The sequence below is a fragment of the Krasilnikovia sp. MM14-A1004 genome, assembly GCF_047159485.1.
In the GTDB taxonomy this organism is placed as follows: domain Bacteria; phylum Actinomycetota; class Actinomycetes; order Mycobacteriales; family Micromonosporaceae; genus Actinoplanes.
Genome location: NZ_AP038773.1, coordinates 3,086,732 through 3,106,131, shown reverse-complemented (window position 1 = coordinate 3,106,131; position 19,400 = coordinate 3,086,732). Strand labels below are relative to the sequence as shown.

The 19,400-nt window shown below is 72.9% G+C and carries 19 protein-coding genes and 1 riboswitch; of the genes, 8 read left to right on the top strand and 11 right to left on the bottom strand.

Annotated features, from left to right (window positions below; all coding sequences use genetic code 11):
• Positions 1 to 82 precede the first annotated feature (82 nt).
• The gene (locus tag ACMCNN_RS14030) at positions 83 to 685 is read left to right on the top strand and encodes a fibronectin type III domain-containing protein (protein ID WP_412746635.1); all 603 of its coding nucleotides are present in this window, start codon (positions 83 to 85) and stop codon (positions 683 to 685) included.
• Here the strand turns inward: ACMCNN_RS14030 and ACMCNN_RS14025 are convergent.
• The 4 genes from ACMCNN_RS14025 to ACMCNN_RS14010 all read right to left on the bottom strand — a co-directional run bounded on the left by ACMCNN_RS14025 (position 682) and on the right by ACMCNN_RS14010 (position 3,280).
• Positions 682 to 996, bottom strand: coding sequence for a winged helix-turn-helix domain-containing protein (locus tag ACMCNN_RS14025; RefSeq protein ID WP_412746634.1), 315 nt, complete (start codon positions 994 to 996; stop codon positions 682 to 684). The two genes, ACMCNN_RS14030 and ACMCNN_RS14025, sit on opposite strands and share 4 nt — an antisense overlap.
• Positions 993 to 1,466, bottom strand: coding sequence for a hypothetical protein (locus tag ACMCNN_RS14020; protein WP_412746633.1), 474 nt, complete (start codon positions 1,464 to 1,466; stop codon positions 993 to 995). The genes ACMCNN_RS14025 and ACMCNN_RS14020 overlap by 4 nt, the downstream gene beginning before the upstream one ends.
• A gap of 88 nt (positions 1,467 to 1,554) precedes the next feature.
• Positions 1,555 to 2,049, bottom strand: a complete 495-nt coding sequence (locus ACMCNN_RS14015; RefSeq protein WP_412746632.1) for a peptide deformylase — start codon at positions 2,047 to 2,049, stop codon at positions 1,555 to 1,557.
• 37 nt (positions 2,050 to 2,086) lie between these two features.
• Positions 2,087 to 3,280, bottom strand: a complete 1,194-nt coding sequence (locus ACMCNN_RS14010) for a chorismate-binding protein (protein ID WP_412746631.1) — start codon at positions 3,278 to 3,280, stop codon at positions 2,087 to 2,089.
• Positions 3,281 to 3,401: 121 nt separating this feature from the next.
• Between ACMCNN_RS14010 and ACMCNN_RS14005 the strand changes: the two genes are divergently transcribed.
• The gene (locus tag ACMCNN_RS14005; RefSeq protein ID WP_130512629.1) at positions 3,402 to 3,602 is read left to right on the top strand and encodes a DUF5999 family protein; all 201 of its coding nucleotides are present in this window, start codon (positions 3,402 to 3,404) and stop codon (positions 3,600 to 3,602) included.
• A 188-nt stretch (positions 3,603 to 3,790) separates the two neighbouring features.
• On the opposite strand, the gene gcvP is transcribed toward ACMCNN_RS14005, so the two are convergent.
• Positions 3,791 to 6,598, bottom strand: a complete 2,808-nt coding sequence (gcvP, locus tag ACMCNN_RS14000; RefSeq protein ID WP_412746630.1) for an aminomethyl-transferring glycine dehydrogenase — start codon at positions 6,596 to 6,598, stop codon at positions 3,791 to 3,793.
• 75 nt (positions 6,599 to 6,673) lie between these two features.
• A riboswitch (glycine riboswitch) is annotated at positions 6,674 to 6,778 on the bottom strand.
• Between the two features lie 191 nt (positions 6,779 to 6,969).
• Here gcvP and ACMCNN_RS13995 point away from each other — a divergent pair.
• The 6 genes from ACMCNN_RS13995 to ACMCNN_RS13970 all read left to right on the top strand — a co-directional run bounded on the left by ACMCNN_RS13995 (position 6,970) and on the right by ACMCNN_RS13970 (position 14,352).
• Positions 6,970 to 8,868 (top strand): fibronectin type III domain-containing protein, encoded by a 1,899-nt coding sequence (locus ACMCNN_RS13995; protein ID WP_412746629.1) that lies wholly within the window; start codon positions 6,970 to 6,972, stop codon positions 8,866 to 8,868.
• Positions 8,869 to 9,051: 183 nt separating this feature from the next.
• The gene (locus ACMCNN_RS13990) at positions 9,052 to 9,405 is read left to right on the top strand and encodes a hypothetical protein (RefSeq protein ID WP_412746628.1); all 354 of its coding nucleotides are present in this window, start codon (positions 9,052 to 9,054) and stop codon (positions 9,403 to 9,405) included.
• Position 9,406: 1 nt separating this feature from the next.
• Positions 9,407 to 10,045, top strand: coding sequence for a nucleotidyl transferase AbiEii/AbiGii toxin family protein (locus tag ACMCNN_RS13985; RefSeq protein WP_412746627.1), 639 nt, complete (start codon positions 9,407 to 9,409; stop codon positions 10,043 to 10,045).
• A 182-nt stretch (positions 10,046 to 10,227) separates the two neighbouring features.
• Positions 10,228 to 10,467 carry a hypothetical protein gene (locus ACMCNN_RS13980; protein ID WP_412746626.1) on the top strand — a complete coding sequence of 80 codons (240 nt, stop codon included), beginning with the start codon at positions 10,228 to 10,230 and terminating at the stop codon, positions 10,465 to 10,467.
• Between the two features lie 126 nt (positions 10,468 to 10,593).
• On the top strand, positions 10,594 to 13,077 hold the full coding sequence (locus ACMCNN_RS13975; protein ID WP_412746625.1) for a DEAD/DEAH box helicase: 2,484 nt from the start codon (positions 10,594 to 10,596) through the stop codon (positions 13,075 to 13,077).
• Between the two features lie 69 nt (positions 13,078 to 13,146).
• Positions 13,147 to 14,352: a prealbumin-like fold domain-containing protein gene (locus ACMCNN_RS13970; RefSeq protein ID WP_412746624.1), complete on the top strand. Its 1,206-nt coding sequence runs from the start codon at positions 13,147 to 13,149 to the stop codon at positions 14,350 to 14,352.
• A 55-nt stretch (positions 14,353 to 14,407) separates the two neighbouring features.
• On the opposite strand, the gene ACMCNN_RS13965 is transcribed toward ACMCNN_RS13970, so the two are convergent.
• The 6 genes from ACMCNN_RS13965 to paaC form a co-directional block, all read right to left on the bottom strand.
• A complete protein-coding gene (locus ACMCNN_RS13965) occupies positions 14,408 to 14,965 on the bottom strand; it encodes a GNAT family N-acetyltransferase (RefSeq protein ID WP_412746623.1) in 558 nt (185 codons plus the stop codon).
• Positions 14,966 to 15,013: 48 nt separating this feature from the next.
• Positions 15,014 to 15,643, bottom strand: coding sequence for an SAM-dependent methyltransferase (locus tag ACMCNN_RS13960; protein ID WP_412746622.1), 630 nt, complete (start codon positions 15,641 to 15,643; stop codon positions 15,014 to 15,016).
• A gap of 120 nt (positions 15,644 to 15,763) precedes the next feature.
• Positions 15,764 to 16,786, bottom strand: a complete 1,023-nt coding sequence (locus ACMCNN_RS13955) for a methyl-accepting chemotaxis protein (protein ID WP_412746621.1) — start codon at positions 16,784 to 16,786, stop codon at positions 15,764 to 15,766.
• Between the two features lie 110 nt (positions 16,787 to 16,896).
• Positions 16,897 to 17,955, bottom strand: coding sequence for a 1,2-phenylacetyl-CoA epoxidase subunit PaaE (paaE, locus tag ACMCNN_RS13950; RefSeq protein WP_412746620.1), 1,059 nt, complete (start codon positions 17,953 to 17,955; stop codon positions 16,897 to 16,899).
• Between the two features lies 1 nt (position 17,956).
• Complete coding sequence (paaD, locus tag ACMCNN_RS13945; protein WP_412746619.1) at positions 17,957 to 18,460, bottom strand: 1,2-phenylacetyl-CoA epoxidase subunit PaaD; 504 nt, start codon at positions 18,458 to 18,460, stop codon at positions 17,957 to 17,959.
• Complete coding sequence (gene paaC / locus ACMCNN_RS13940; RefSeq protein WP_412746618.1) at positions 18,457 to 19,395, bottom strand: 1,2-phenylacetyl-CoA epoxidase subunit PaaC; 939 nt, start codon at positions 19,393 to 19,395, stop codon at positions 18,457 to 18,459. The genes paaD and paaC overlap by 4 nt, the downstream gene beginning before the upstream one ends.
• Positions 19,396 to 19,400: the final 5 nt, after the last annotated feature.

Sequence of the window (19,400 nt, the reverse complement as noted above, 5' to 3'; positions counted from 1 at the left end):
ACCCGCGCACCCCCCTCAGCAGGAGGCGACCGCCGGCCGATGGTTTCGCCAAGCCCACTGGTCCACGGGAAGGGGAACCGCGGTGATCCGCCGTACGGTCATGCTCTGCGCCGTTCTTCCGCTCGCCCTGAGCGGATGCGCCCACGCCTCGCCCACCGCCGCCGCGCCGGGCCCCACTGCCACGCCGACCGGGCAGAGCTGGATCGTCGTGGCGGCCGGGGCCACCCCGTCGGCGGCGGCGACACCGACACCGACGGCGCCGCACACGCCCGCGGCCTCCGGCGCCGCCGTGCCGACGCTCTCCGGCTCGCCGACTCCGACGGCCGTCATGCAGACCGTGCCCTCGCCCTGCGTCGGCGCGCACCGGCCGGGGGCGATCTCCGTCGCCGAGGTGCACCCGGGCACCACGTCCGCGGTGGTCACCTGGTACCACCCCGGTGACGACTCCGTCGTCGACTACCGGGCCACGGCGATCTCCCAGGACCTCGTGGACGGGCCGCAGCCGCAGGTGCCGTGGGCCATGGTCGCCCCGCACCGCGGCTGCTACACGGTCACGGCGACGGTCACCGGCCTGCGGCCCCGCACCCGCTACATCTTCGCCGTGAACGCGGACCGGGTGCTGCTCACCCAGGGCGGCACCCAGAGCCTGACCGTCGCCCGCTCTCGCGTCATGAGCACCGTCTAACCGTCCCGGTCCGGCGCCCGGTCCGCCTCCGCGACGATGGAGTTCAGCGTCGCGACGTACTTGCGCAGGGCGGCCCGGCCCTCGGGGGTGAGCCGCAGCCAGGTCCGGGGCCGCTTGCCGACGTAGCCCTTGCGTACCGCGACGTACCCGGCGGCCTCCAGCGCGGACGCCTGCTTCGACAGGGCGGAGTCGGACAACTCGACGGCGTCGCGCACGGTCGCGAAGTCGACCTCCTCGGCGGCGGCCAGCACCGCGACGATCGACAGGCGGGTCGTCGCGGACAGGACCGGGTCGAGCGGGAGAACACTCATGCGACATCCCGTCGTACGGCCAGCCACCGGAACGCGCGGTTGGTGGCCCCGCGGATCCCCAGCAGCACGGCCACCCCGATCACCCCCGCCACGGTGTGCGCCAGCGGCACGTTCAGCGCCTGCAGCAGCGCCGCCGCCGCGAACCACGTTCCGTACAGGGCGGCGATCACCACGAGCAGGAGCAGCCACCCGGCCGGGCCGGCGGCGTTCCACCGCAGCTGGACGGGCCGTCGCCGGTCGAGCACGAGACCGGCGACGGACGACGCGGTCGCGCCGAGGATGGCGACGTACCACCAGCCGCTCGGACCGGTGCGGTCCTGGAACGCCGACATCACCATGAGCGTCGGGATCGCGGCGACCACCGACGTCAGGGACCAGGGACCGCTCCGGGCGAGCAGGCGGCGCCGGCTGGCGGCAGCAGCGGCCAGGGCGGTGCGGGCCTGCTCGGCCGTGATCGTTTCGTCGCTCATGACACCCTCCCCAGAGGCATAATGTTTCCTTCAAGGAAAGTACTTTCTACTTTCCTTGAAGGCAAGTACTTTCTGGGTACGGCCGCAGCTAGCGACGCGCCGGGAACGTGCGGCGCAGCTCGCGCAGGGCCCGGCGGCGGATGTCACCGGTCAGCGTGTCCAGATACAGCCGCCCGTCGAGATGGTCGGTCTCGTGCTGCAACGCCCGCGCCAGCAGGCCCGCGCCGTGAATCGTCACCGGCTCGCCGTGCCGGTCCACGCCGCGCGCGGTCACCGTCGCCGCCCGGCGGGTCGCGAAACCCAGGCCGGGCAGCGACAGGCAGGCCTCCTCGTCCTCGCTGAGGCCCGACAGCTCCGACAGCACCGGATTCACCAGATGACCGACCCGGCCGCCGACGTGGAACGAGAACACCCGCAGGCTCACCCCGATCTGCGGCGCGGCCACCCCGGCCCGGCCCGGCTCACGCACCGTGTCCTCCAGGTCGGTGACCAGGGCGTCCAGCTCCCGGTCGAACACGGTCACGGGCTGCGCGGGCAGGCGCAGCACCGGGTCGCCGTAGCGGCGGATGGGACGTACCGTCATGCGTCTCTCCTCGAACGGAACATCAGCCGGCCGGACCTCAGCCGGCCAGGGCCGCGCGGATCGGGGCGGCCTTCGCGGCGGCCTCGTCCACCTCCGCGACCGGGTCGCTGCCCCAGGTGATGCCGCCACCGGCCCACGCGTGCACCCGGGAGCCGTCGACCGCGACCGTACGGATGCTCAGACCCAGATCCACGTAGCCAGGGCCGACCCAGCCGAGCGCGCCCATGCTCACGCCCCGTCCGACCGGCTCGAACCCGGCGATCTGCGCCAGCGCGGCCAGCTTCGGCGCCCCGGTCACCGACCCGCCCGGGCACACCGCCCGCAACAGGTCCGCCAGGCCCAGCCCGCCGGTCAGCGGCGCCGACACCACCGACTCGGCCTGCCACAACCCGCACCAGCGGCGCACCGCGAACAACTCGTCCACCCGCACCGGGCCCACGCCGGGCAGCCGGGCCAGGTCGTTGCGTTCCAGGTCGACGATCATCACGTGCTCGGCGCGTTCCTTCGCCGAGTCCAGCAGCTCCCGCCGCCCGGCCGGGGTCGCCGGGCGGGTGCCCTTGATCGGCCGGGTGATCACCCGGCCGTCGCGCACCTGCACCAGCGTCTCCGGCGACGCGGTCGCGATCGCCCAGCCGTCGCCCGCCAGCACTCCCCCGTACCGGGCCCCCGGCAGGGACGCGACCCGGGCCAGCGCCGCCGCCGGATCCCCCGTGTACGGGGCGCTGGCGTGCCCGACGAGATTGACCTGGTACACGTCGCCGCGGGCGATCGCCGCCCGCACCCCCGCCACGGCCGCCGCATGCTCGTCGCGCGACCAGCTCTCCGCCCAGGCGCCCAGCGAGAACGCCCCACCCGCGGGCGGCGCCGGCGCGGGACCGTGGGTGTAGAGCACCGCCACGACGTCCGGGATGCCCGGCACCGGGGTGGGTGCCCCGGCCGGTCCCCCGGCCATCACCGCGCCGGCGGCCGCCGACACGTACACGGCCGCGCCGCACGGAGTGCCCGTTGCGTCCGGATGCGCACTCCGCGCGGGCAGGTGAACGTCTCGCACGGGCAGTCCGTTATCGATAAGGAAGCCGGTAAGAAGCTCGGCAGGGTCACCGCCGTCACCGAGATACCAGCCGAAAAAATGTGACGGACGGTGACGGCCCCGGCAACGCGCCGGAGCGCCCGGCGGCGACAGGACCGGAGGTGTCGGAAAGTGGTCGGGAAACTCACTTTCGCGGACCATGGGTACCGAGGAATCTGTCAATGCGACGCCGTCACTTCCTCGATCCGTCCTCGTTCGGATTGAGGTAATCTTCCTCACCGTCCTTGTGAATCATCACACAGCACCGACCGGAGAACCTTCGATGTGCCAGCACCAACCCCCCTGCCCGTCCGCTGACGCCGTCGATCGAGACGCCGCACGGATCGTTGCCACCTTCTGCGAGCAAGGCTGGAGCCTGCTCTGCAACGGCGTGATCCTCTTCGAGGACACGGGCGAGATCCTGCCCGACGGCACCATGATCGAACCGCACCGGGGACCCGCCCGGCACGCCCTCGCCGCCTGACCGCGGCACCCCCCGGCGCGCACCCGCGCCGCTACAGAGCGTAATCGCCGAGACGGTTTCGGCGACACACCCCGGAACGTGGCTACCCCGCACCCCCGCGCCGCCCAGCACGGCCACCGACCCCCCGCGAGCGCACCACCGACCCGCGCGGGGGCGGCGAGCCGTCGGCCCACCGCCCCCGGGACACCTCAGTCCTCGAACGCCTCCGGCGGCGGACACGCGCACACCAGATTCCGATCCCCGTACGCGCCGTCGATGCGCCGCACCGGCGCCCAGTACTTCGCCGTCCGGTCCACCCCGTCCGGGTACGCCGCCACCGACCGCGGATACGCGTGCGACCACTCGTCCGCCGACACCGACGACGCGGTGTGCGGCGCGTTCACCAGCGGATTGTCGTCACGCGGCCACCGGCCCGCCGCCACCGCGTCGATCTCCTCCCGGATCGCGATCATCGCCGTGCAGAACCGGTCCAGCTCCGCCAGGTCCTCGCTCTCGGTCGGCTCGACCATCAACGTGCCCGCCACCGGGAACGACATCGTCGGCGCGTGGAACCCGTAGTCGATCAGCCGCTTCGCCACGTCGTCCACGCTGATCCCGGTCGCCTTCGTCAACGGCCGCAGATCCAGGATGCACTCGTGCGCCACCAGGCCGTCGTTGCCCGCGTACAGCACCGGGTAGTGCTTCCGCAGCCGGGCCGCCACATAGTTCGCCGACAACACCGCCACCGCGGTCGCCGCGGCCAGCCCGTCCGGGCCCATCATCCGCAGATACGCCCACGAGATCGGCAGGATCCCCGCCGAACCGTGCGCCGCCGCCGACACCGCGTGCTCCCCCGACGCCGACAGCGGATCACCGGGCAGGAACTCCGCCAGATGCGCGCGCACCGCCACCGGGCCCACACCCGGACCGCCGCCGCCGTGCGGGATGCAGAACGTCTTGTGCAGGTTCAGATGCGACACGTCCGCCCCGAACCGGCCCGGCTTCGCGACACCGACCAGCGCGTTCAGGTTCGCCCCGTCGACGTACACCTGACCGCCCGCGTCGTGCACCTTCGCGCACAGATCCGCGATCCCCGTCTCGTACACCCCGTGCGTCGACGGGTACGTCACCATGATCGCCGCCAGGTCGTCGCGGTGCGCCGCGATCTTGCGGTCCAGGTCGGCGGCGTCCACATTGCCGTCCGCGTCACACGCCACCACCGCCACCCGCATGCCCGCCATCACCGCGCTGGCCGCGTTCGTGCCGTGCGCACTCGACGGGATCAGGCACACGTCCCGGTGCGCCTCGCCCCGCTGCCGGTGATAGCCGCGGATCGCCAGCAGCCCCGCCAGCTCACCCTGCGAACCCGCGTTCGGCTGCACACTCACCGCGTCGTAGCCGGTCAGCTCCGCCAGCCAGCCCTCCAGCTGCGCCACGAGCGCCTCGTACCCCGCGGTCTGCGAGCGCGGCGCGAACGGGTGGATGTCCGCGAACTCGGGCCAGGTCACCGGCTCCATCTCTGTCGTCGCGTTCAGCTTCATCGTGCACGACCCCAGCGGGATCATGCCCCGGTCCAGCGCGTAGTCACGGTCCGACAGGCGGCGCAGGTAGCGCAGCATCCCCGTCTCCGAATGATGCGTACGGAACACCGGATGCGTCAGGAAGTCACTCTCGCGCCGCAACGACGCCGGGATCGCCGCGGAAGCCACCTCGACCGGCGCCGCGCCGAACGCCGTCAGCACCGCCGCCACGTGCGCCGCGGTCGTCGTCTCGTCACACGCCACCGACACCCGGTCCGCGTCCACCCGCCACAGATCCACACCCGCCGCCGCGGCCGCCGACACCACCGCGTCCGCGCGGCCCGGCACCACCGCGGTCACCGTGTCGAAGAACTCCGCGTGCGCCACCCGCACCCCGGCCGCGTCCAGCCCGGCCGCGATCGCCGCCGCCCGCTCATGGGTACGCCGGGCGATCGCCCGCAACCCGTCAGGGCCGTGGTACACCGCGTACATGCTGGCCATCACGGCCAGCAGCACCTGCGCCGTACAGATGTTGCTGGTCGCCTTCTCCCGCCGGATGTGCTGCTCCCGCGTCTGCAACGCCAGCCGGTACGCGGGCGCGCCGTCCGCGTCCCTCGACACCCCGACCAGCCGGCCCGGCAACGAACGCTCCAGACCGGCACGCACCGCCAGATAGCCCGCATGCGGGCCGCCGAACGCCAGCGGCACCCCGAACCGCTGCGTCGTACCCGCCGCGATGTCCGCACCGATCTCGCCGGGCGCCCGCAGCAGCGTCAACGCCAGCAGATCCGCCGCCACCGTCACCAGCGCGCCACCCGCGTGGGCCGCCGCCACCAGCGCCGCGTGGTCACGCACCGCACCGGAGGCACCCGGGTACTGCAGGTGCAGGCCGAAGAACTCCTCCGGCAGCGCGTCACCGGCGTCCAGGTCCACCAGCCGCACCTCGATGCCCAGCGGCTCCGCGCGGGTACGCAGCACCGACAGCGTCTGGGGCAGCGTGTCCGCGTCCACCACGTACACATCGCTGCTGCTCTTGGACGCGCGGCGGGCCAGCGTCATCGCCTCCGCGGCCGCGGTGCCCTCATCGAGCATCGACGCGTTCGCCGTGGTCAGCCCGGTCAGGTCCGTGACCATCGTCTGGAAGTTCAGCAGCGCCTCCAGCCGGCCCTGACTGATCTCCGGCTGATACGGCGTGTACGCCGTGTACCAGGCCGGGTTCTCCAGCACGTTGCGGCGGATCACCGCCGGGGTGAAGGTGCCGTAGTAGCCCAGACCGATCATCGAGGTGGCCACCGTGTTGCGGGCCGCGATCGCGCGCAGCTCGGCGATCGTCTCCTCCTCGGAGGCCGCCTCGGGCAGCGCCAGCCGCCCGTGCCAGCGGATCACCTCGGGAATCGCGGCGTCCATCAGCTGCTCCATCGAGCCGTACCCGATGGCCTTGAGCATCTGGTCCTGCTCGTCCGGATCCGGACCGATGTGGCGGGCTGCGAACGTCATGGCGGGCTCCTGCTGCAGAGAAGGTCGACGAAGCAACCTCCCCCTCTGTCGCACCCCGAGGGGCACTCCAGAGCGCCTGCCCCCGCGGTCCTTTTGCCTGAGAGGTTCCGGGGAGGATTTGCCCCTTCGGCGCCGCCGGGACCGTGTGAACGGCCCGTCGGTCTCTCCCGCGTGGGTGGTGCCGGCTGCGCACCAAACTACCAGCGCCGAGCCGGCCCCTGCCGGACGCGGGTGTGCCTGTGACGCAGCCGCCAACGCGGACGACTGAAGACCATCTGAAGAACAGCTCAAAAACAGGTCAAGATCCGCCCCCGGCCACCGATCAGTTCCGGAACCGAACCGGACCATCCGGCTCCAACCCCGGGGGCACCATGCCGCGACGTACGAACACACCGACCCGCATTCTGGCCGGCGCCGCCGCCGGCCTGCTCGCCGCCGCGCTGCTGCCCGCGGCGCCGGCCGCCGCCGCCGACGCCTGGCCGACCGGGGCATGGCCCGTGTGCGCCGACGACGACGCCACCTACTGCATCTCCGACGCCACGATCACCGTCGGGGACGAGACGACGTCACTGGACGAGGTCGGCCTGACCGCCACCGCCCAGCCCGACGACGGCGGCAGGCTGCGCTGGTCGGTGGACGGCTGGGCCGACCAGCCCGAGGACGTCGCGAACGGACGACTCGCCCTGGTCGTACGCACCGGGTCGTGGGTGCCCCGCTTCACCAACGCCACCGCCGACGACCTGCGCGTCACCACCGTCGAGGTCCAGGGCAGCTACATGCTCGTCATCACCGGCAAGGCGATACACACCGACTGGGTCAGCGGCGACCTCTGGGGTGACCCAGACGAGATGGCCGACCCCGAGGCCAGCGGACCCCACTTCTCCGGCACCACCTCCGACGCCGACGCGCTCGGCAACGGCGGCGCGGTCGGCGACGGCGCGTACATCACCACCGACGCGCAGATCCCGCCGGCGGGAATGGAGTTCGCGGCCTGGGCCCAGGAACCCCACATCGGGCTGCACGGGATGCTGTACAACCCGCACCTCGACGCCGACGGTCGCCCCGTCCGGGGCTCGCTGCACGTGTGGCTGCCGGAAGGCTGGTTCACCAGCCGCGACACCACGGCGGCCGAGGCCGTCGAGACCGGCTTCGATCTGGTCGACACCAACGGCCAGACCAGCCTGCCGATCACCGTCACGCCCCGCGACGGCGGCGTCGAACTGAGCACGGACTCACTCGACTACGGCTCGCCGTACCTGTCGATCTACCCGCGGCCCAGCGGCGCCGAAGGGCTGAGCACGCCGGAGGCCCCGCAGGACGTCCATGCCGCCACGGAACCCGGCACGATCACCGCATCCTGGAGTGAGCCCGAGGATGACGGCGGCTCCCCGGTGACCGCCTACACCGTGCGCGCCTTCACGGAGCCGGAGGGCGGCACCGTCGCGGGCCGCTGCGCCCTCGACCCGAACGCCACCGACGGCGACAACCCCGACGGTGACGGCGGCGCGGCGAGCGAGGACGGCGACGGCCCCGAGGACGGCGACGGCGGCGACGACGCAATGTCGTGCGCCATCGAGGGCCTCACCGAGGACCAGACCTACTACCTCTCGGTCAGCGCGAGCAACGCCCTCGGCGAGGGCCCGTCCCCGGACGAACGGTACGAGGTCGCGGCATCGGCACCGAGCAGGCCGTCGGCGCCGACCAACGTGCGCGTCGCGACGGGCCGTGGCAGCCTGACCGCCCTGTGGAACGAGCCGGAGACCGACCACGGCGCGCCGGTGACCAGCTACACCGCACGCGCCTACCGGGCCGCGACCGGCGGCGAGCCGGTCTCCACCTGCACGGTCGACAGCGACGAGTCCCGGTGCGTGCTCAGGAACCTGGCCAAGGGGGTGCCGTACTACCTCAGCGTCACCGCCACCAACAGCGCCGGACAGGGCCCCTCGAACGAGGTCCGGGTCAAGGGCACGCCGTGGACGACGGCGAGCGCACCCCGCACGGTGCGTGTGTCCGGCGGCAGGAAGAAGGCCGAGGTCAGCTGGGGGGTGTCGGCCTCCAACGGCGGCACGCAGGTGACCGGCTATCGGGTACGGGCGTACAACGCCCGCACCGGCAGCGCCATGGCGGTGCAGTGCACCACGAGGGCCACCGTACGCAGCTGCACCCTGAGCGTGAAGGGCGGCCGCAGCTACTGGATCAGCGCGGCGGCACTCAACGCCGTCGGCACCTCCACCGAGACGGCCCGGATCAAGGTGACGGTCCGGCGCTGAATGTCCGCCGTCCGGCGCCCGCCTCTCCCCCGGGGTGGCGCGCCGGACGGCGGCGCCTGTTCGGGTGGTCCCGGTTCTCCGGGGCCACCCGGGTTCGTTCGGGCGACCCGGCACACACCCGGTACGGCATCCTAGGATTCTAGGAATTGTCCGTTCGGCCGGGAGACGGTCTACCCTGGCCACATGCCCGCCACCGCGCGCGACACCCCCGTCGCCCATCTGGCCCGGCCCCACCGCCCGGTCCTCGTGGCCGGCACCCTGCGCGAACTGACCGGGCCGGAGCACGGCCTCGTCGAACTGCCGCTGCGGCTGTGGTGGAACCCGCACCGAACCTTCGACCTCGACCAGCCCACCATGCGCCTCTGGCTGTACGAGAACGTGCTGCGCGAGGCCGTCCGCGTCGACGAGCTGCGCCGCCATCTGCACGGACCCACCCTCCTGCGCCTGTGGCCCGAGCTGAACCTGCCCCGCGGCGTACGCGCCGCCTGGGAGGCCCGCCACCCGGCATTGCGCCGGGCCGCCGCGGCCGCCCGCTGACGTGCCGGTCGACGGCGTCTACGCCGACGTCGCACGGGTCGCCCTGGCCGTCGCCGACAAGCACGGCTTCGTCCTGGGCGGCGGCGTGGCATGGCTGCTCACCGGCCTCGTGCAGCGCCCCACCGAGGACATCGACCTGTTCACGGACACCGACGGCGCGGTCGCGGCCGCGGCCGGCGAGGTCTGCGCCGCGCTCACGGCCGCCGGATACACGGTGCATTGGGAGACCACCGACGAGCTGTTCGCCGGCATGGACGCCGACCTGCGCGAATTCACGGTCACCGGGCACGGCGGGGCGCTGCGGCTGACCCTGTGCCGGCTGGACCGCCGGCACGCCCCCGTGGTCATGGACCTGGGACCGGTCATGCACCTCGACGACCTCGTCGCCACCAAGGTCGCCGCCCTGGTCAACCGGCGCGAGGTACGCGACTACATCGACGTCGCCGGCGCCCTGGGCCGCTACCCGCTCGATCGGGTACTCGCCCTGGCACACACCGCCGACCCGGCACTGGAGGACACGGACATCGCGGCCGCGGGCCGCTACCTCGACCGGCTCGACGATGCCCGGTTCGCCGTGTACGGCCTGAGCGCCGACGACGTGCGCACCGTCCGGGACCGCCTCGCCACCTGGCCGCGATAGCCCGCTGTAATCGCCCGATCGCGGTGGGTGGATGTTAACGGCCGCTCCGGGCCGTACTTGAGGACTGCAACCGTTCCGCTGAGGTCTGCAACCGTTCCGCACCCGAGGCCGCACCGGTCCGCAACCCACCGCACCGAATCTGAAACCTGCAAGGTCCCCCCGACACCCAAGGAGCTCCCCCCATGCGCGTGCGGATCGCGTCCACCCTCGCCGTCGTCGCGGCGACGATCGGCTTGGCGGCCACCGCCGCCGGCCCGATCATCGCCGCGTTCGACGACAAGCCCAGCTCGCACTCCACCCAGTCCGTCGAAGCCGGCACCCGTGGCCGGATCATGCGGGAAACGCCGCCCCCGACCACCGCGGCCGCCACCCCGACCGCCGCTGCCACGACGACGAGCGCGAAGGGCAAGTCCGGAAAGTGACCCCTACCGCCGTGGCCGGGCCCGTCGGGCCCGGCCACGGCGTTGTCCGGTCCGGGGCTCGCGCCGGTTCGGGCCGACCTGTCCAGGTCAATGTGCCCGGCCGGGCCTCGATAGGCTGACGCAATCATGACGCTGACCGACCGCCTGCCCGGCACCGCCGACCCCGACTCCGTCTTCACCGCCTTCGGCGACTGGGTGAACGGGCAGGGCCTGACGCTCTACCCGCATCAGGAAGAGGCGCTCATCGAGATCGCCACCGGGTCCAACGTCATCCTCAACACCCCCACCGGCTCCGGCAAGAGCCTGGTCGCCACCGGCGCGCACTTCGCCGCGCTGGCCGACGGCCGCACCACCTTCTACACCGCGCCGATCAAGGCGCTGGTCAGCGAGAAGTTCTTCGCCCTCTGCGCGATCTTCGGCGCCAAGCACGTCGGGATGCTCACCGGCGACGCCAGCGTCAACGCCGACGCCCCGATCATCTGCTGCACCGCCGAGGTACTGGCCAACCTGGCGCTGCGCGAGGGCTCCGGCGCCGACGTCGGCCAGGTCGTCATGGACGAGTTCCACTTCTACGCCGAACCGGACCGCGGCTGGGCCTGGCAGGTGCCGCTCATCGAACTGCCGCAGGCCCAGTTCCTGCTCATGTCCGCCACCCTCGGCGACGTCACCCGCTTCGTCGACGACCTGACCCGGCGCACCGGCCGCGCCACCGCGGTGGTCAGCAACGCCGAGCGGCCGGTGCCGCTGCTCTTCTCGTACGCGATGACGCCGATGCACGAGACCATCGAGGAGCTGCTGAGCACCCGGCAGTCACCGGTGTACATCGTGCACTTCACGCAGGCCGCCGCGCTGGAACGGGCCCAGTCGCTGATGAGCATCAACATGTGCACCCGCGCCGAGAAGGACGCCATCGCCGCGGCCATCGGCAACTTCCGGTTCACCGCCGGGTTCGGGCGTACGCTCAGCCGGCTGGTGCGCCACGGCATCGGCGTGCACCACGCCGGTATGCTGCCCAAGTACCGGCGGCTCGTGGAGACCCTCGCCCAGGCCGGGCTCCTCAAGGTCATCTGCGGCACGGACACCCTCGGGGTCGGCATCAACGTACCGATCCGTACGGTGCTGTTCACCGGCCTGTCCAAATACGACGGTGTGAAGACCCGGCTGCTCAAGGCCCGCGAGTTCCACCAGATCGCCGGGCGCGCCGGGCGGGCCGGGTTCGACACCGTCGGCACCGTGATCGTGCAGGCCCCCGAGCACGTCATCGACAACGAACGGGCCCTCGCGAAGGCGGGCGACGACCCGAAGAAACGGCGCAAGGTCGTCCGCAAGAAGCCGCCCGAGGGCACCATCGGCTGGGGGCAGCCCACCTTCGACCGGCTCGTCGCCGCCGACCCCGAACCGCTCACCTCGTCGTTCCTGGTCAGCCACGCGATGCTGCTCAACGTGCTGGCCCGCGGCGGTGACCCGTTCGCCGCGATGCGGCACCTGCTCACCGACAACCACGAGGAACCCGCCGCGCAGCGCCGCCACATCCGGCGCGCCGTCGCCATCGCCCGGGCGCTACTGGCCGGCGGCGTCATCGAACGCGCCGACGGCACCCTCCGGCTCGTCGACGACCTGCAGCTCGACTTCGCGCTCAACCAGGCGCTGTCACCGTTCGCGCTGGCCAGCCTGGAACTGCTGGACCGCGAGTCGCCCGACTACCCGCTCGACGTGGTCAGCGTCATCGAGTCCACCCTGGAGGACCCGCGCCAGGTGCTCTCCGCGCAACGGCAACGGGCCCGCGGCGAGGCGGTCAACGCGATGAAGGCCGAGGGCATCGAGTACGAGCAGCGCATGGAGCTGCTCGAGGAGGTCACCCACCCGCAACCGCTGCGGGAACTGCTGGAGGCCGCGTACGAGACGTACCGGCGCGGGCACCCGTGGGTGGCCGACCACGAGCTGCGCCCCAAGAGCGTCGTCCGCGACATGTACGAGCGGGCGATGACCTTCACCGAGTACGTCGGCTTCTACGGGCTGGCGCGCTCCGAGGGGCTCGTGCTGCGCTACCTGGCCGACGCGTACCGGGCGTTGCGGCAGACCGTGCCCGAGGACGCCCGTACCGAAGAACTCACCGACCTCATCGAGTGGCTCGGCGAACTGGTCCGCCAGGTCGACTCCAGCCTGCTCGACGAGTGGGAACGGCTGCGCAACCCCGGCGCCGAGCCGGTCGAGGCACGCCTCGACGACAAGCCGCCCGCGGTCACCCGCAACACCCGCGCGTTCCGGGTGCTGGTACGCAATGCCCTGTTCCGCCGGGTCGAGCTGGCCGCGCTGCGCCGCCACGCCGAACTGGGCGAGCTGGACGGCGAGTCCGGCTGGAGCGCGGAAAGTTGGGCCGAGGCGCTGGACGGGTACTTCGCCGAATACGACGAGATCGGTACCGGGCCTGCCGCGCGCGGACCGGCGCTGCTGCACATCGACGCCGGAACGCAGACGTGGCGCGTCCGGCAGGTCTTCGACGATCCCGACGGCGACCACGACTGGGGCATCGACGCCGAGGTGGACCTCGAGGCCAGCGACGCCGCCGGCGCGGCCGCGATCCGGGTCACCGGGGTGGGCCCGCACTGAGACGGCCGACACGCGGGCGCATCGGCAGCTTTGCATGGGTTGATCTCTACCGCTAGGGTCGGCCCCGCTATGGAGACGATCACACACTCAACGCGGCGCCGCATCGGCGCACCGGCCCTGGCGGCCGCGGCGGCGCTGGGCCTCACGGCGGCGCTTGCTTTCACGGCCGCTCCGGCTCTAGCGGCCCCCGCAGTGGCCGCCCCCGCCGACAATCCGGACGTCGCGGTGACCGCGACCTTCGACAAGGACACCTACGCGGTGGGCGACGACGCGACCATCACGGTCACCGTCACCAACGTGGGCACCGTCAAGGCGACCAAGGTGAAGACCACCTCGCCCGCCGCGTGGCAGGGCATCGAGGTACCCGCCGGCAAGTTCAACCCGGCGCCATTCGACCTCGCACCCGGCGAGCCGAAGACCTTCCGCATCGAGGGGAAGATCTCGCGGTACGCCGCCACCTGGGGCGACGTGGAGGCGTACTTCTTCTTCGGCCCCGGCGGCGACACCACCGCCGACCGGGACCGGAGCAACAACGCCGCCATCGCCCACGCGCCCGTGCCCGGGCCGTCGAAGGGCATCCTGATCGTGAAGTCCGTCCTCGCCCAGCAGGGTGTCGTCCGCACCGACGGGCCCGCGCTGCCGGACGTGGAGTTCACCGTGCGGGGGCACTACACCGGCGCGGTGTACCAGAGTGGCCGGACCGGGCAGGACGGCACGGCCAGGTTCACCGACGTCCCCGCCGGACGGTACGACGTGACGTTCACCGCCCCGTCCGGGCACCGGTTCGCGCGCGACGAGGGCCGGGCGCACGTCTCGGTCAGCAGCTACGAGTTGGAACACCGGGTGATCATGGGGTTCGTGCCGGAGAATCCGGGCTCATCGGGCCAGGTACCCGCCGAGCCCGGCAAGGGCACGGGGACCGGCTCCGGGACCGATACCGGCGCGGGCACCGGCCCAGCAGCCGGCAATGGCCCTGGCCAGGGAACCGGCACTGGCACTGGCACTGGCAGTGGTCAGGGAACCGGAACCGGCGCTGCGACGGGTCCGGGCACCGGCGCTCCCGCGGGCGGCGCTGCGTCATCGCCCGAGAACACCGCACCGGCCACGGCGGTCCACGCGGCCGGCGGGTCCGGCGGGTCCGGTGGCGGGCTGCCGCTGACCGGTCCGTCGATGGTCGCCACGGCGGTTGCCGGCCTGCTGGCCCTCGCCGCCGGCGCCCTCGCGCTCGTGCTGGTACGCCGCCGACGGGTACGTTTCGAGGCCTCGCAGCACTGAACCGGCCGGCCGCCGGGAGGGGATCGTCTCCCGGCGGCCGCCGGTCCGCCAGGGATCACACCCGCGCGAACGGCTCCGCGTACGCGAAACCGCCCCGCACCAGCGGGTCGTGCGCGGTCAGCGTCCGCACCTGGAAGTACGGCTCCCACTCGTCGACCGGCGCCACGATGCCGTGGTCGGTGGCGGGCACGAACCCGAACCGTCCGTAGTACGCGGGGTCGCCGAGGAGCACGACCACCGGCTCGTCGAGGGCGTCCGCGGCGCCGAGTACCGCGTGCATCAGGGCGCTGCCGACGCCGCGCCGCTGGTGGTCGGGATGCACGCTCAGCGGCCCCAGACCCAACGCCGGTGCCGAGCCCACGCGGGCGCGGGTGGCCACCACATGGCCGACGACCGCACCGCCCGCATCGACCGCGACCAGCGACAGGGCCGGTATCCACCCGGGATCGGCCCGCAGCTCGTCGACCAGTGACGCCTCGGCCGGAACCCGTCCCGCCTGTCCGGTCCTGGCGAACGCGCGCGCCGTCACCTCGTGCACGGCCGCAGCGTCAGCGGCAGTTTCGCGTCGAATCAGCACGTCAGCACTATCTGCGACCCGGCGACGGGGCGGCAACCGGAATAGCCCGAAGCGGGGCGCGGGTGGTGGCGCCGCGCAGAGACATCAGTCCGTCGGTGGGCGGCGGCGGACTTTCACGGTTGAGTCGGTGCGGGTCACCGGACGCCCGTCCGGGCCGTCCTGCACCCGGTCGTGTTCCGCGCACCGCAGGACCTCCCACTCGTCCGGGGCCAGCCGAAGATCGGCCAGCACCTCGGCGGGCGTGGGCAGGCGCAGGTCACCGTGGTCGTGACGGTCGGCCCAGGGGGCCGGGTCCGCGTGCCCCTCGACCAGCAGCAGTCCGCCGGGGGCGACCCGGGCGGCGGCGTCCCGCAGGATCCGTTCCCGGGGCAGGTCGCCGTGGGAGTGCAGGAACTGCGCCGACACCAGGTCGTAGGTCCCGTCCGGTAGCCCGGCGGCCAGGTCGCGGTGCTCGAACGTGACGCGGTCGGCCACCCCGGCCGCCGCGGCGTGCGCCGCCGCCCTGGCCAGCGCCACCGGGGAGATGTCCACCGCGGTCACCCGCCATCCGCGCCCGGCCAACCAGATCGCGTCCCCGCCCTCACCGCAGCCCAGGTCCAGGGCGGTGCCGGGGGTCACGTCGGCGACCTCAGGCACCAGCGCGTCGTTCGGGCGGCCGCTCCACACGCGGTCGCTTCCGGCGTACCTGTCGTCCCACATCTGCTGTTCACTCACCACGGCAGCGTGCGCCGCCGGAGCCGATTCGCCAACGTGCCTTGCCGAACCGGCAAAAGCAAAGTCCCGGCCGCAGACCCGCGAGGGTCGACGGCCGGGACCGGGTCTCGGTGTACGAGGTCAGAGGCGGTAGCGGCCGACCGCCGACTGCAGCGCCACACCCGCTGACTTGAGCTCCTGAGCGACCACGCCGGTCTCCTCCATCGTCGTCGTCGCGGTCGACCGCGTCTGCGCGATGACGGCCATGGCGTCGGCGATCTCGCCGGCGCGGGCGCTGGCCGCGACGATGCTCTCGGTCATCATCCCGGCGGTGGCGTGCTGCTGCTCCACGGCGCTGGCGATGGTCGTCTGGTACCCGTTGACCCGGTCGATGACCTCACCGATCTCGGTGATCGAGGAGACCACGCCGGACGTGTCGGCCTGGATGGTGCCCACCCGCGCGGTGATGTCCTCGGTGGCCTTCGCGGTCTCCTGGGCCAGGTCCTTGACCTCGCTGGCCACGACCGCGAAGCCCTTACCCATCTCCCCGGCACGGGCCGCCTCGATGGTGGCGTTCAGCGCCAGCAGGTTGGTCTGCTCCGCGATCGAGGTGATGACCTGGACCACGTCGCCGATCTGCGCGGACGACTCGCCGAGCTTGGTCATGATGCGGCTGGCGTCGGCCTGGGCCGCCATCGCGGCGGCGGCGACCGTCACGGCCTCGGAGGCGCTACGGGAGATCTCCTGGATGCTGGCGCCCATCTCCTCGGAGCCGGACGCGAGCGTCGAGATGTTCTCCGACACCTCCTGCGAGGCACGCAGGATGCTGCCGGACGCCTGCACCGAATTCTGCGCCCCGGAGACCAGCTCGTTGACCAGGTCGCCCAGCCGCACCGCGGCGGTCGACAGCCGCGTCGTCTCGGCGCCCGCCTCGCGGACCACCCCGGAGAACGCGTCCAGCACACCGTTGACCGCGGCGGTCACCCGCGCGGCCTCGCCGCGGCCGCGTTCCTCGGCACGGACGGCGAGGTCGCCGCCCGCTGCCTGCTCCAGGACCTCGGCGGTGTGGGCGAGCACGGCCCGCCGCTGCCGGTCACCGCGGACGACCACCGCGAGGCCGATGAGGGCGAGAGCCGCCACCGCAGCGAGCAACCAGACAGCCATGGGACACTCCCGAATTCGCGGTCGGCACCACCCTGGGGCCGACTCCGGGTTATCCATCGGTTGCAGCAGGGTCGCGCTTGAGAGTTTCCCTCAGTGGATCAACGGGCGGATCAGTCGTCGAAATCCACGATCACCTTGGCCGACGTCGGCGTGGATTGGCAGGTCAGCACGTACCCGGCGTCGACCTCTCCGGGCTCCAGCGCGAAGTTGCGCCGCATCCGCACGTCGCCCTCGACCACCCGGGCGCGGCAGGTGCCGCACACCCCGCCCTTGCAGGCGAACGGCAGGTCCGGCCGGGACGGCTGGGCGCCCTCGAGGATCGTCGCGCCCTCGGCCACCGTCACCGTGGTGGAGCGGCCGTCCAGCACGACCGTGACCTCGCTGCTGGGGCCGTCGACCGCGGGTTCGCCGCGCACCGGCTCCGGCGGCGCTTCGTCCACCCAGAACAGCTCCCGGTGGACCTGCTCCGACGCCACGCCGAACTCGCCGAGCACGTGCTGGGCGTCGGCGACCATGCCGAACGGCCCGCACAGCCACCAGTGATCCACCCCCGCTACGTCGATGAGCAGGGGCAGCAGGGTACGCAGCTTCGCCGCGTCCAGCCGCCCGGTCAGCAGGTCCACCTCGCGGGCCTCCCGCGACAGCAGGTGGATCAGCTCCAGCCGGGACGGGTGGGCGTCCTTCAGGTCGGCCAGTTCCTCGGCGAACATCACCGTCTCCGCCCGGCGGTTGCCGTACAGGACGCTGACCTGGGCGTCGGAGTGGCTCAACAGGGACGCGGCGATCGACAGCAGCGGGGTGATGCCGGAGCCGGCGCCGATCAGCACGTGAGAGCCGCCGGCCTCGACGTCGGGCGTGAAGGTGCCCGACGGCCGGGCGACCTCCACCTCGTCGCCCGGTCGCAGCTCGTGCACCAGCCAGCGCGACACCAGGCCACCGGGCACCTCCCGCACCCCGATGCGCGGCGCGGCCCCGACCGGCGCGCAGATCGAGTACGTGCGGCGCTCGTCGGCGTCGCCGACCAGGCGACGCACGGTCAGCGACTGCCCCGGACGGAACGCGAAGGAATCGGCCAGCTCGGGCGGCACGTCGAAGGTGACCGCCACCGCGTCGGCGCACAGCCGCTCCACGGCCGCCACCCGCAGCGGGTGGAACTCGCCAGCGGCCACGTCAGATCTCCTTCACGTGCTCGAACGGTTCCCGGCAGGCCGGGCAGCGGCGCAACTCGCGGCAGGCGGTCGCGCTGAACGCGGACACCTGCTCGGTCGCCGCATGCCCGCACCGGGGGCAGGGCACCGCGCGGGGGCTGGGGCCCAGCACCAGCGGCACGGGGCCGGCGGAGCGCCGGGGCGCGGGTCCGGGCGGCGCGATCCCGGCGGCGGCGAGTTTGCGGCGGCCCGCCTCGGTGATCCAGTCGGTGGTCCAGGCCGGGGTCAGCGCCGTGCGTACCTCGACGTCGGCGAACCCGGCGGCCCGCAGCGCGGCCCGCAGGTCGGCGTGGATCGCCTCCATGGCCGGGCACCCCGAATAGGTCGGGGTGACCGTCACCACGACCCGGCCGCCGGCTTCCTCGACGCCGCGCAGGATGCCGAGGTCGGCCAGGGTCAGCTGGGGCAACTCCGGGTCGGTCACCGTGGCCGCCACGGCCGCCGCGGTGACTGTCGGGGCGCTCACCAGGCACCCCCGGGCACGGACCTGGCCAGCGCCTGCATCTCGTCGAGGATCTCGGCCAGTGCCGGGGTGTGCTCGCCGTCGCGCCCGTTCTTCCCGGCAGCGCCATCCTGCGCTGACCCGCCGTCCTGCGCTGACCTGCCGTCCTGCGCTGACCTGCCGTCCTGCGCTGACCCGCTGTCGTCGGTGAGCGTCGCCGCGGTCAGCACCTGGGCGAGGACCGCGTCGAACTCGTCGCGCAGCCCCGCCGGGTCCACCGCGAAACCCTCCGCCGCCAGGTCCGACTCGACCGGGTGGGTCCGGAACAACTCGCCGGCCAACGGCACCACCGCGGCGACGGCGGCACGCATGCGATCGTGCGACAACGCGGTGCCGTCGCCGAGCCGCACCACCCACTGCGCCGCCCACTCGCGGTGGTAGGTCAGCTCCTTCACACCCTTGGCGGCGATCGCGGCCAGCATCGGGTCGCGGGTGGCGGCCAGCCGGTCGAACAGCGCCAGCCGCCACGTGGCGAACACCAGCAACCGCGCGACCAGGTGGGCGAAGTCCGCGTCCGAGCGCTCGGCCAGGCACACGTTGCGGAACTCGTGCGGGCCGCGCAGGTACGCCAGCGCGTCCTCGTCGCGCCCCGCATCCTCGACCTGACCGGCCCGGGTGAGCAGCAGCCGCGCCTGGCCCAGCAGGTCCAGCCCGATGTTGGCCAGCGCCAGCTCGTCCTCCAGCTCCGGCGCGCGGGTCACCCACTGCTGGAGCCGGTGCGAGAGGATCAGCGCGTCGTCGCCGAGCATGAGGCAGTACGCGGCCAGCCGCTCGCGGTCGACCCCCTCGGGCACGGCGGTGTCCACTCCGGACAACGGGTCGGCGAAGCCCGTCCCGTACGCCCAGCGGGCATCGTCCTCGTGATCGGTGAGCGCCTCGTAGGCGACGTCGAAACCCATGGCGG